The sequence below is a fragment of the Deinococcus aerolatus genome (assembly GCF_014647055.1).
In the GTDB taxonomy this organism is placed as follows: Bacteria; Deinococcota; Deinococci; order Deinococcales; family Deinococcaceae; genus Deinococcus; species Deinococcus aerolatus.
Window position 1 is genome coordinate 187,017 of the sequence record NZ_BMOL01000006.1, and the last position, 11,743, is coordinate 198,759.

General features: G+C 70.3%; 10 protein-coding genes, 1 pseudogene and 1 riboswitch. All 11 genes and pseudogenes read right to left on the reverse strand.

The features are described from left to right. Positions 1–18: 18 nt before the first annotated feature. The 11 genes and pseudogenes from cobT to aceE all read right to left on the reverse strand — a co-directional run bounded on the left by cobT (position 19) and on the right by aceE (position 11,309). Entirely contained in the window at positions 19–1,086 is a 1,068-nt protein-coding gene (gene cobT, locus IEY31_RS08720) for a nicotinate-nucleotide--dimethylbenzimidazole phosphoribosyltransferase (RefSeq protein ID WP_188970977.1), read from the reverse strand. 49 nt (positions 1,087–1,135) lie between these two features. Then, positions 1,136–1,648, reverse strand: coding sequence for a bifunctional adenosylcobinamide kinase/adenosylcobinamide-phosphate guanylyltransferase (cobU, locus tag IEY31_RS08725; RefSeq protein ID WP_188970979.1), 513 nt, complete (start codon positions 1,646–1,648; stop codon positions 1,136–1,138). Beyond that, positions 1,645–3,045 (reverse strand): cobyric acid synthase, encoded by a 1,401-nt coding sequence (locus IEY31_RS08730; RefSeq protein ID WP_229723435.1) that lies wholly within the window; start codon positions 3,043–3,045, stop codon positions 1,645–1,647. The genes cobU and IEY31_RS08730 overlap by 4 nt, the downstream gene beginning before the upstream one ends. Continuing rightward, positions 3,038–4,063 (reverse strand): aminotransferase class I/II-fold pyridoxal phosphate-dependent enzyme, encoded by a 1,026-nt coding sequence (locus IEY31_RS08735; protein WP_188970981.1) that lies wholly within the window; start codon positions 4,061–4,063, stop codon positions 3,038–3,040. Before IEY31_RS08735 ends, IEY31_RS08730 begins: the two co-directional genes overlap by 8 nt. Continuing rightward, a complete protein-coding gene (locus IEY31_RS08740; RefSeq protein ID WP_229723436.1) occupies positions 4,056–4,946 on the reverse strand; it encodes a CobD/CbiB family cobalamin biosynthesis protein in 891 nt (296 codons plus the stop codon). The genes IEY31_RS08735 and IEY31_RS08740 overlap by 8 nt, the downstream gene beginning before the upstream one ends. 97 nt (positions 4,947–5,043) lie before the next feature. After that, positions 5,044–5,664, reverse strand: a complete 621-nt coding sequence (locus IEY31_RS08745) for a cob(I)yrinic acid a,c-diamide adenosyltransferase (protein ID WP_456236828.1) — start codon at positions 5,662–5,664, stop codon at positions 5,044–5,046. Further along, entirely contained in the window at positions 5,661–6,530 is an 870-nt protein-coding gene (locus IEY31_RS08750) for an ABC transporter substrate-binding protein (RefSeq protein WP_188970983.1), read from the reverse strand. The genes IEY31_RS08745 and IEY31_RS08750 overlap by 4 nt, the downstream gene beginning before the upstream one ends. Positions 6,531–6,698: 168 nt before the next feature. Then, positions 6,699–6,832, reverse strand: a riboswitch (cobalamin riboswitch). Between the two features lie 20 nt (positions 6,833–6,852). Continuing rightward, entirely contained in the window at positions 6,853–7,428 is a 576-nt protein-coding gene (locus IEY31_RS08755; protein WP_308424315.1) for a histidine phosphatase family protein, read from the reverse strand. Further along, the gene (locus IEY31_RS08760) at positions 7,425–8,192 is read right to left on the reverse strand and encodes an adenosylcobinamide-GDP ribazoletransferase (protein ID WP_373289136.1); all 768 of its coding nucleotides are present in this window, start codon (positions 8,190–8,192) and stop codon (positions 7,425–7,427) included. Before IEY31_RS08760 ends, IEY31_RS08755 begins: the two co-directional genes overlap by 4 nt. Before the next feature lie 7 nt (positions 8,193–8,199). Beyond that, a pseudogene (locus IEY31_RS08765) lies at positions 8,200–8,427 on the reverse strand (hypothetical protein); the annotation flags it as partial. A gap of 215 nt (positions 8,428–8,642) precedes the next feature. Next, entirely contained in the window at positions 8,643–11,309 is a 2,667-nt protein-coding gene (gene aceE, locus IEY31_RS08770) for a pyruvate dehydrogenase (acetyl-transferring), homodimeric type (RefSeq protein WP_229723437.1), read from the reverse strand. Between the last annotated feature and the right edge of the window lie 434 nt (positions 11,310–11,743).

The following is an 11,743-nucleotide window of genomic DNA, read 5'->3' on the forward strand; positions in this document are numbered from 1 at the left end:
CCCTGTCTGCAGGCCGACTCAGCCGCCCGGCACCCCGGCCTCCCCGAAGGTCCGCATTTCGCGCAGGGTGGCGGCCGCCGCCAGCAGCAGGGGCGCGGCCAGCACACCACCCGTGCCCTCGCCCAGGCGCAGCCCCAGCCGGAACATGGGCTTCAGGTTCAGGGCAGTGAGCTGGGCCGCGTGGCCGATCTCGGCGCACTCGCCTGCCGGAAACAGGAAGTCGCGCAGGGCCGGAACCAGGGCCACGCCCACCAGCGCGGCGCTGCCCTCCACGAAGCCGTCCAGCACCACCGCCCGGCGCAGGGCGGCGGCCTGGAGCATCATGCCCAGCATGGCGGCAATTTCAAACCCGCCAAACTCGGCCAGCACCGCCAGAGGATCGGTGACAGGAGTGCGGGCCAGCGCCTCCCGCACGGCACAGAGCTTGCGGGCCAGGCCGGCGTCGTCCACGCCGGTGCCGCGTCCCGTTACCTGGGCCGGGTCCACGTTCAGGAGCCGGGCGGTCAGGGCGGCTGCGGGGGTGGTGTTGCCGATGCCCATCTCGCCGGGCACGATCAGGTCGGCGCCGTCCCTGGCGGCGCGGCGGACCAGCGCGGCACCGGCCAGGATCAGCGTTTCGGTTTCGCTGCGGGTCATGGCCGCCTCGCGGCGCAGGTCACGGGTGCCGCGCCGCACGGACGCGCGGATCAGTGCCGGATGGTCCGGCAACGCGGCGCCGACCCCCGCGTCCATCACGTACACGCGCGCGCCCACCGTCCGGGCGATGGCGTTGACAGCCGCCCCCCCCGGCCCGGCAGGCGTGTCGGCCAGGAAGTTCATCACCATCGCGGGCGTAACCTCGGGCGGGTAGGCACTGACCCCACCGGCGGCCACCCCATGGTCCCCCGCCGCCACCAGCACGGCCACGCCGCGTGGATGGGGCCTCGCGCTGGCAAAGACGCCCGCGAGCCGCACGCCCATGTTTTCAAGATCGCCCAGCGCCCCGGCGGGCTTGGTCAGCTGGGCTTGCCGCTCTCGGGCACGGGCGATGACGGCGGAGTCAGCGGGCTGGATGGACGCGATCAGCGCGGTCAGGTCAGGATGCATGGCACTCCTTAAAGGTCACGGGTGGCTTGAACGTCACAGGGTTCAAGAGTCACAGGGGTTTGAGTTTCAGCGCAAGGCCGCTGACCAGCAGGTACGCCTCGTCGCTGGCCGCCGCGCCGCGCTGGTTGACCCAGCCCAGCACGTCGCGGTAGCGGCGGGCCAGCGCGTTGTCAGGCACGATGCCCAGCCCCACCTCGTTGGACACCAGCACGGTCAGACCGGGGCGGGCGTGGGCGTCGGCCAGCAGGGCGTCGGCTGCTGCCAGCATCGCCGCGTCGGACCAGTCCGCGAGCAGCATGTTGCTGACCCACAGGCTCAGGCAGTCCAGCAAAACGGTGGGCGTGGAGGCGCTGCGCAGGGCCTGAGCGGCCTCCAGGGGCTCTTCCACCGTAGGCCACCCCGCCGGACGGTCTGAGCGGTGACGCGCGACGCGCGCCTGCATCTCGTCGTCCAGGGCCTGGGCGGTGGCGAGATAGGTCACGGGCCAGCCCGGAGCGGCGGCAAGACGCTCGGCAAACGTGCTCTTGCCGCTGCGCGCGCCGCCCGTCACGTAGACGATCACAGCAGGCCCCGCACGAACGCCCAGTCCAGGCTGGTGCGGACGCGTGCGGCAATGGCGTCCAGGCGGGCGTCCAGACTATCCAGCGCGGCGGGCGGCGTCAGGCCGGCCCAGCCCAGGAAGCGCTCCAGATAGGCGGGGTGTTCCAGCAGGCCGTGCAGGTACGTGCCGCGCACGTTGCCCGCACGCCACAGCAACGCCGGCGCAAGTTCCTGCACCCCCGGCCCGGCCCGCGTGCATCCGTGGTGAATCTCGTAGCCGCTGAGGGTCAGTCCCGTCTCGGCATCAGTGAGGGTACTCAGGCGGGTGGTCTTGTCGGCGGCGAAGGTGGTGGTCAGGTCCAGCAGTCCCAGGCCGGGCACCTCCCCGCCGCCCTCCACACCGTGCGGGTCGCTGAGCGTCCGGCCCAGCATCTGCAACCCGCCGCAGATGCCCAGCACCGGCACACCCGCGTGGGCCGCCCGCGTGACCGCCGCCGCCAGCCCGGTGGTCCGCAGCCACGCCAGATCGGCGGCCACGCTCTTGCTGCCGGGAAGAATCACCGCCCGCGCGCCTGTCATCTCGGCGGGCGTGGCGACCCAGCGGGCCAGCGGCCCCAGCGGCGCGAATTCGTCCAGGTTCGAGACACGCGGCAGGCGGGCGACGGCCACGAACCCCTCCCCCTGATCCACAGCCTGTCTGTCTGTCCAGAATCTATCCTCCTCCGGCAGCGGAATGTCCAGCAACGGCACCACGCCCACGGTCGGCACGCCGGTCTGCCGCTGCAGCCATTCGGGGGCGGGCGACAGCAGCCGCGCGTCGCCCCGGAAGCGGTTGAGAACAAAGCCCTTGATCAGCGCGCGTTCCTCCGGCGTCAGGCAATGCCAGGTGCCCAGCAGGTGCGCAAAGGCCCCGCCGCGGTCGATGTCGGCGACCAGCAGCACGGCGGCCCCCGCCTCACGCGCCACGCTCATGTTCACGATGTCGCTGCCGCGCAGGTTGACCTCGGCTGGACTGCCCGCGCCCTCGATCACCACCACGTCGTGGTCATCCAGCAGGCTGTGCAACGCCTGCCGGACGTGTGGCCACAGCTGCCCCTTGCGCTCACGCCAGCCCAGCGCTGTCAGGTCAGGATCGGCGCGGCCCAGCAACACCACCTGCGAGCGGGTGTCGGCCTCGGGCTTCAGCAGCACCGGGTTCATCCGCACGTCGGGCACCACCCGCGCGGCCTGTGCCTGCACCAGCTGGGCGCGGCCCATTTCCAGACCGGCGGGCGTCACCCCGGCGTTGTTGCTCATGTTCTGCGCCTTGAAGGGGGCCACGCGCACGCCCTCGTTCGCCAGGATGCGGCACAGCGCCGCCGTCAGGTAACTCTTGCCCGCGCTGCTGGTGCAGCCCTGAATCATGATGGCCCTACCCATGTGTTTCTCCCTCCAGCGCGGCGCACAGCTCCCCGGTCAACCGGGCGTTGTCTTGTGGGCGCCGGGCACAGACGCGCAGCCGCCGGGGCAGCCCGTAATCCGCACAGTCGCGCACCCGGATGCCGCGCGTCAGCAGCGCCGCCGCCACCGTCGCCGCGTCCCCCACATCCAGCGTCAGGTAAGGCGTGCCGTGGTGCTCCACCGGACCAAGCACACGCAGGGCCGCCGCCAGCGCCAGGGCGTCCTCCCGCACGCAGGCCAGCGTCCTGTCCAGAAAATCCCTGGCCTGCGGAAGCGCGGCCAGCACCGCCGCGGTGCCGGCCGGAATGTGCCACGCGGGGTTCAGGTTCTCCAACTGGCCCACGACGTCCGGCGCGGCCAGCGCGTAGGCGGGGCGCGCGCCCACCAGGCCGTGGGCCTTGCCCGGCGACAGCAGCCGGACCACCGAGGCGTGTCGCGGCGGCGGGCCTCCGGGAAGAAGGAAAGGCGCGTACGCCTCATCCACGATCAGCAGCGCTCCGGACGTCTGACAGGCGGCGGCGAGCGCCTGCAGTTCCCCAGGTGAGAACCGGTGGCCCGTGGGATTGTGCGGCTGGCCGACGTAGACCAGCGTCACGCCGCAGTCCACGGCGCCGAGGACCGCCTGGGGCGTGGTCACGCGCACCCCGGCCCGCTGCAGCGCGGCGGCACGTGCCAGTTCTCCGAAAGGAACATGCACGCTCAGCAGGGTTCCGCCTGCGGGCAGGAAGGCGCGAACGAGACGGTGCAGCAGGTCCGACGCGCCCACCCCCAGCGCCACCTCCTGGGGAGAAACCCGGTGCCAGTCGGCCAGCCGCTCCCGGACCACGCGGTACGTCGGGTCTGGATACTGCGCGTGGTCGGCCTCCCGCAGGGCGCGCACCAGCACCGGATTGGGCCCGTAGGGATTGGCATTGACGCTGAAATCCAGGCCCACAAACGGTTCAGCCGTGGGTCCGCCGTGGGGCCAGCGGGGCAGCAGGGGCGGCAGCTCAGGCATGCCGGGTCCACGGCAGGAGCAGGGCCAGCACCGCCAGCACGCAGGTGCGGCCAGCCAGCCGCAGGGCCAGAGGCAGATCCGAGGCCTGTGGCACACGGCCGCCGGCGTTCAGGACGTACACCCCACGCTTGTCCAGGCGCACGCCCAGCGCCCCGGCAAAGGCGCCCATGGGGTGGCCCGCGTTGGGGCTGGAGGTGACCCGGCGGTCCTGCGCCCAGACGCCCACGCCGCGTCCGCCAGAGGCCAGCAGCGCACACAGCGCCGTCAGCCGGGCCGGGGCCAGGTTCAGCGCGTCGTCAGCGCGGGCGGCTGCCTTCCCGGCATCGACCAGCTGCGGGGTGCGGTAGCCCCACATGGCGTCGCCGGTGTTGGCGTAACGGTACGCGGCGGCCAGCGGCAACCCACCCACCCGGAAGCACAGCAGAGGCGCCACCACGCTGTCCGACAGGTTTTCGGCCAGACTTTCGATGGCCGCGCCCGCCACCTCCGCCGCCGTCAATCCGGAGGTATCGCGGCTGACCAGATGCCAGGCCAGCAGGCGCCGGGCCTCCGGCAGGTTGTCTGCCGCCAGGGCCGCCTGCACCTCCCTGACCGCCGCGAACAGCGCGCGCCGCGCCAGCAGCGGCTTGAGCAGGGCGCCCTGCGTGACCCAGCCGCCCGGCAACTGCTGGGCCAGAGCGCCCGCACCTGCCGCACCCGCCGCGCCCAGGGCCCACCACGCCGCCCCCTCGCGCCGCTGGCCAGAAGGCGTCTGTGCCTGCCAGCGCCTGCGGGCCGCCTGAAGAAAGTGTCCCATCCACACCACCGGATGCAGCGGCGCGGGCGGTTCACCCAGCAGGTCCAGGGCGAGGGCCAGCCCCATGGCCCGCCGTGAACCGCTCACGCTCCGCCCTGACCCGGCCCGGCAGCGGGACACAGGGCGTCGCGCAGACAGTCTGGGTGGACGCGCCGCCGTGCCGCAGTGGGGGGCCGGCGTGGCGTCAATATTCGATCCCCGTCTGCGCCCCGATGCCCGCCGCGTAGGCGTGCTTGACCGGCTGAATCTCGCTCACGGTGTCGGCCAGCGTGATCAGCTCGGGCAGGGCGTCGCGGCCGGTGACCACCACGTGCATCTGGGGATCGCGGGCCCGCAGCACCGCCTCCACCTCCGGCCAGGCCACCCAGCCGTACTTAAGGGGATAGGTGAACTCGTCCAGGACAATCAGATCGTCCTCGTTCGCCTCGATGGCCGCCCGGGCCAGCAACCAGCCATGCGCGGCCATGTCCGCCGAATTGTCCAGGTCGCGCGAGCGCCAGGTAAAGCCGTCGCCCAGCCCCTCGTGCGGCAGGCCCAGGGTGTCCAGCGTCCGGTGCTCACCGAACCGGGCGCCCTCGTGCTTGAGGAACTGGAACATGCGTGTCCGCAACCCGCGGCCGTGCGCCCGCATCATCAGGCCCAGCGCAGCGGTGGTTTTGCCCTTGCCGTTTCCGGTGTTGACGATCAGCAGACCGCGCCTCCCCCGGCTGATGCCCTCGGCCTTTCTGTAGTTGTCGCGGGCTGAGCGCAACTCGCGCATGGCCGCCTCGCGTCGGGCAGCGGTGGCGCCGTCCAGACCGCTCACTTCAGTGCCTCGGGGTGAAGCAGGCGGATCAAGGCGCGCAGCGCGTCGGGCAGGCGTGGGCCGGGGCGCGAGATCGCGTCGTTCGCCTCGGGCGTCGGCTGGAACACCTTGCCACGCTGCACCGCCTGCAATCCGACCCAGCCGGGGCGCCCGGCGGCCTCCGCCAGGGTCAGGCCCACCATCACCTGCGGATTCGCACGGACGATCAGTTCGGGGTCCAGTTTGGGAAAGTCGCCCAGTGCGGCAGGAACGATGGTCTGGCCGCCCGCCCGGCTGAGCAGCGCCCCGATAAACGAGTTGGGGCCGACGCTGTACGGGGTGGGGTCGATCTCGTAATAGGTGCTGACCTTCGGCAGGTTCGCCACGCTGGCCTGCAGGGTGTTCAGCTCGGTGCGCATCCTGATGATCAGGTTCAGTGCGCCGGTCTCGTGGTTGGTCAGCTTGCCCAGCACGGCAATTTTCTCGAACACCTCGTTGTAGGTCTGCGCGGTGCCGCCGTAGACGGTCAGTCCTGCCGCCGCCAGTTTCTCGGTCAGGCGCGACCCCGTGGACTCGTCGGCCAGCACCAGATCCGGCTTGAGGGCCACGATGGCCTCCAGATCCGGCTGGTAGCCGCTGCCCACCTTCGGCAGTCTGTCGGTGACGGCTTTCGGATGGTTGCTGAAGATGTCGGTGGCAACCAGCTTGCTGCCCGCGCCGATGGCAACCAGGGTTTCGGTGTGGCTGGGCAGCATGGCAACGATCCGCCTCGGCTCGCTCCTGAGCGTGACCCGGCGGCCCAGGTCGTCGGTGACGGTCAGGGGATAGGCGGTGGCGGCGGCGGTGGACAGCAGGGCGAGGGTGGACAGAACAAGCAGGTGGCGCATGAAGAACTCCGGCGTGCGTGGAGGCGGCAGCGGAAGCGGGCAACGCAGCAGAGAAAAAGCCCGCTCCAGCCGGGGGCCAGAGCGGGAACACGCGTGGACAGGCCACGGGGAAATTCAGCACTCAGATTGCGGCCCTCTGACGGCGAGAGGTGTCCCACAGACAGATACGCCGTGAGGACGTCCCTGAGAGGCATTCGGGCTTCACCACCTGTTGTGGCATACCGCTGCGCGACAGCGCCGGAATCTCACCGGACTTCCCCTTCCTCAGGTGGATGCAGGCTAGCAGAGTGGACCGGCACGCAGGCCAGGGACCGCCGGGCCGCTACCGCAGGGGCGCCTGCCGCAGTTCGCACAGCCACCACTGACCCCCGGCCCGCCGCAACACCGCCACCCCGCCCGGCAGGGTCTCGGCGGCGCGCAGGCCCACGCACAGACGCAGCGCGGCCAGCAGCGGCCCGGCGTGCGTGAAGGCCACCACCTCGCCGCTCTGCGGAAGGTCCCCGAGCCAGGCGTGAATGCGGGCATGAAAGGCGCGGCCCGTCTCGCCTCCTGGCGGCCCAGTCGCGTCCGCCGGATCAGACAGCGCCTCAATCCAGCCGCGCGGCCCGGCCCCATGCTGCGCCTCCAGCTCGGCCCAGGTGTGTCCGGCCATCACCCCAAGGTTCGCTTCAGCCAGGGCAGTTGCCGTGCGTGCGCCCGGAAATCCGGCCCGCGCTGCCGTCTCGCGGGCGCGGCGGCTGGGTGAGCAGAAGGCCGCGGCGCCCGGCGGCAGCCGGAGCCCGGCGGCCAGCGCGCGGCCCGCCTCCGACAGCGGCGCGTCTTCATCGGGGCGGGGATAGCGGCGCTGGGCATTCGGCGCGGTGGGCGCGTGGCGCACCATTGTCAGCGTGAGGGTCACCCCTGACCCCAGGCGTAGGCGCACAGCGCCGCCAGTTCAGCCGTGACCACGATCATGCCGTAGATGTCCCCGCTGAGGCCACCGCCCAGCCGCCGCGCGCTGAAAGCCGCCACCCCGAAGCACACCGCCAGCGCCGCCAGCCACGCGGTCCACGCCCCCGGCAGCAGCAGGGTGGGGGCCGCGAGCAGCAGCGCCGCGCCCCAGCGGCCCTCGCGCGAGCGGGCGCCCAGGGATTCCTGGCGGGCGGCCGGGTACAGGTTCATGGGCAGCAGCAGCAGCGTGCGGGCCGACACGGCGGCCACCAGCGGCGCGTACCACGGCAGCGGCGCGGCCAGCAGGCTCCACAACGTCAGCAGCGCCAGCACCCCCACCGCCAGTCCAAAGGCCCCGACATGCACGTCCCGCAGGATCTCCAGGCGCTGGACCGGGCTTTTCACGGCAAACAGGGCGTCGGCGCTGTCCACCAGACCGTCGAAGTGCAGCATGCCGGTGACCGCCAGCCATGCCCCCACCGCCAGCGCAGCCACCACGCCCCCTGGAAGCGGCAACCCCAACCACAGCAGCAGCGACACCAGTCCGCCCACCACGTAGCCGGCCAGCGGGTAGTACGCACTGGCCCGCGCGAAATCGCCGTCGCGCACTTCCGTGATGTGCGGCAGCGGAAGAATGGTCAGAAAGGTCAGGGCCAGGTGGGCGGCGCGGAGCTGAGGCGACAGGAAACGCCGGGTCACGGTGCCCTGTGCAGGCTGTTGAGGCGGGCCCACATATCCCTCAGGCTAGAGGCTGCCAAGAATCCTCCACAAAAAGCGGCTTGAGGTTGTTGCAACGCAGAATGCAAGCGGCCAGGACATGGAATCCGAGCAATGTAGACGAGAGCCGCTCCAGATCCCGCTCCAAACGTCGAAACCGTGACATCCACGCAAGGGACTGCTGCACCACCCACCGTCTTGGGACCAGGATGAAGCCCTTGGCTACCTCCGGGCGTGTGATCACCGCCAGACATTCTCTCCTCCAGTGTGGATCAAATTGAACTCATCCTCCACCACACCCTACCCACATTACCCCTACGTTTTCCCACAGTCGCCACCTGCGCTCCTTCACCCCGGCAACACCAAACTTTGCCGGGAAAGTCTGCACCTGAGCCCCCGGCCCCGCCTGCAAACAGGGAGGGCCGCGCCTCCAACAGACGCGGCCCTCCGATCCCCCCCCCGCGTTCAGGAGGTCAGGGGATTGGCCTTCGGACGGTCCAGGCCATAGCGTTCCATGGCGCGGGTAACCGTTTGTGCCTCCAGGGTTCCCTGATCGCTCAGCGCCTTGAGGGCAGTCAGCACGATGTGGTGGGCATCAACCTCGAAAAACGCGCGCAGGGCGGCCCGGGTATCGCTGCGGCCAAAACCGTCGGTGCCCAGGGTCACGTAATCGGCCCGCAGGTAGGGCCGGATCATGTCGGGCACGGCGCGCAGGTAATCCGTGGCAGCGATCACGGGAGCAGTGGACTGATTGAGATGGGTTCCCACGAACGAGGGCCGAGCGGCCTCCTCCGGATGCAGCCGGCTGAGCCGCTCGGCCTCCATGCCGTCACGGCGCAGTTCCCCGAAGCTCGTGACACTCCACACCTCCGCCCCCACCCCCCAGTCGTCGGCCAGCAGTTCGGCGGCCCTGAGCACCTCCCGCAGGATGGTGCCGCTGCCCAGCAGCCGGACGTGTGGCCCCGAGGTGTCCTGCAGGGCGCGCAGGCGGTACATGCCGCGCACGATGCCCTCCTCCGCCCCCGGCGGCATCGCCGGATGCAGGTACGTCTCGTTCATCAGGGTGATGTAGTAGTAGTGGTCGCGGTCCTCGGTCAACATCTCGCGCAGGCCGTGGTGCACGATCACCGCCAGTTCGTAGGCGAACGCCGGATCATAGGCCCGGCAGGTCGGCACGCTGGACGCCAGCAGCAGGCTGTGACCGTCCTGATGCTGCAGGCCCTCGCCGGACAGCGTGGTCCGTCCGGCCGTCGCGCCCATCAGGAAACCCCGGGCGCGCGCGTCGGCGGCGGCCCAGGCCAGGTCACCCACACGCTGAAAGCCAAACATAGAGTAGAAGGTATAGAACGGCAGGGTCATCAGCCCGTGCGTGCTGTAGGCGGTGGCAGCGGCCATCCACGAGGCGAAGGCCCCGTCCTCGTTGATGCCCTCCTGAAGCACCTGACCCTCTTCCGCCTCGCGGTAGTACAGCAGCTGGTCCGCGTCCTCCGGCCGGTAACGCTGGCCTTCGGGGGCATAGATGCCGAACTGCCGGAACAGGGCGTTCATGCCGAAGGTCCGCGCCTCGTCGGGGATGATCGGTACCACACGTGGCCCCAGCACCGGGTGACGCAGCAGGGTCAGCAGCAGCTGATTGAAGGCCATGGTGGTGGACACGGGCCGGTCCTCGCTGCCGCGCACCGCGCCGATCAGGTCCTCGCGCGCGGGCGGTTCCAGCCGTTCCGCGCGCACCTGTCGGGCAGGCAGCGGCCCCCCCAGCGCCTCGCGGCGTCCGCGCAGGTACCGCATCTCGGGCGCGTCCTCGGGCGGACGGTAAAAGGCCAGGGTCTGGAGCTGATCGTCACTCAGGGGAAGCTTGAAGCGGTCCCGGAAGGCACGCAGTTGCCCGGCGTCCAGCTTCTTTTGCTGGTGGGCGGTGTTCTTGCCCTCGCCCGCACTGCCCAGTCCATACCCCTTGACGCTGAGCGCCAGGACCACGGTGGGCCGTTTGGCCTGGACTGCCCGCGCGTAGGCGGCGTGGATCTTGAGCGGATCGTGTCCGCCGCGCCGCAGGTCCTGAATCTCGGCGTCCGAGAGGTGAGACACCAGCCCGCGCAGCTCCGGAGAACCTCCAAAAAAGTGCTCCCGCCCGTAGGCCCCGTCCCGGGCCTTGTAGTTCTGGTACTCGCCGTCCAGCGTCGCGTTCATGCGCTCGAGGATCAGGCCCCGGTCATCGCGGGCGAACAGGTCATCCCACTCCGAGCCCCACAGCACCTTGATGGTGTCCCAGCCGGCGGCCCCGAACGCCGCCTCCAGCTCCTGCACAATGCTGCCGTTGCCGCGCACCGGACCGTCGAGCCGCTGCAGGTTGCAGTTGACCACCCAGATCAGGTTGTCCAGCCCCTCGCGGCTCGCCACGCTCAGCGCGCCGCGCGCCTCGGGCTCGTCCATCTCGCCGTCGCCCACAAAGCACCAGACCTTGCGGTCACTGGGAGCCAGAAGGCCGCGCCGCTCCAGGTATTTCATGAAACGTGCCTGGTAGATCGCCTGAACCGGTCCCAGGCCCATGGAGCCGGTGGGATAGGACCAGAAATCCGGCATCAGCCAGGGATGGGGGTAGCTGGAAAGCCCCTGGCCGCCGACCTCACGCCGGTAATGCAGCAGCTGATCCTCACTCAGCCGACCTTCCAGAAAGGCGCGCGCATACATTCCGGGCGCGGCGTGCGGCTGGTAGAACACCACGTCCCCCTGGGGCCCGGCGCGCAGGAAATGGTTGAACGCCACTTCGTACAGGTCCGCGGCGCTGGCAAAGGTGGCGAGGTGGCCGCCGAGTTCCGAAGAAGCCTGATTGGCCCGCATCACCATGGCCACGGCGTTCCAGCGGACAGCCGCACCCAGCTTGGCTTCCAGCACTGGATCGCCGGGGTAGGCGGGCTGCTCGCCGGGCGCGATCGTGTTGCGCATGGGGGTGTTGAAGCGCCAGCGCAGGTCCAGTTTGCGCTGGCTGGCCCGCTGCAGCAGGTGGTCCAGCAGGTAGGCGGCACGCTCCGGGCCATCGCGCTGAATCACCGCTTCCAGACTGTCTATCCATTCGGCGGTTTCGGTAGGATCAGGGTCCTGGCCTGGCTTCCAGGCGGGGGGCGTAAGGGTCACGAGGTTTTTGCTCCTTGTTCTGATCTGGCCCATCTTCGGCTGGGCCGAAGTTGGGGCACGCACAAAGCGTGCGGGCTCTCGGGGGACAGGTGCGGGGGAAAATATATGGGCTGTGGTCACTGTCACCATACCGAATCTGCACCTGACCCTGTTCGCTCCGTTGAAGGGGGGGCTGCCACGCCGCAAGGAACAGGCCCCTCAACCGGGGCTGCCTGCCCATTCTCCGCATGCCCTGTGGAGCTCCCAGGGTCTTCGCAAAATCTCCAGCTCTCCTCCTCGCGCCCGACTCCTCGAGGCTCCGGCGCCCACCGCCTCCCCAAGCGGCAGGGACAGGGGACTTAAGGCCACGGCGCATGGCTCATACGGACTCCGATTAGTTGGTTGATAGAGGCCACCAGTGGAAGAGGGTGTGCTGGGTGAGGAGGTCCGGCTGT